1 protein-coding gene is annotated in these 224 nt (G+C 35.7%); it reads left to right on the top strand.

Annotated features, from left to right (window positions below):
• Positions 1 to 45: 45 nt before the first annotated feature.
• Positions 46 to 224, top strand: a 179-nt coding sequence (locus DXB15_RS15370; protein ID WP_187119668.1) for a transposase, incomplete at its 3' end; no start/stop codon positions are given.

Genomic DNA, 224 nt, shown 5'->3' with positions numbered 1-224 from the left:
TGTGGTATAATACAATCAGTCGAAAAGCCAGAAGGGACTGATTGTATGGATAAAATGGATCATAATGCACATTCAGTATATCTGATGTATTATCATCTGATTATGGTTGTAAAAGATAGAAGAAAAGTAATAGAGGATCCGATTTCAGAACGGGCAAAAGAAATCTGGGAACATATTGCACCTGATTACGGGATCACACTGGAAGAATGGAATCATGATTTAGA

Source organism: Roseburia sp. OM02-15, from assembly GCF_003481835.1.
In the GTDB taxonomy this organism is placed as follows: domain Bacteria; phylum Bacillota; class Clostridia; order Lachnospirales; family Lachnospiraceae; genus Eubacterium_I; species Eubacterium_I ramulus_A.
This window is presented reverse-complemented; position numbering and strand designations above follow the sequence as displayed.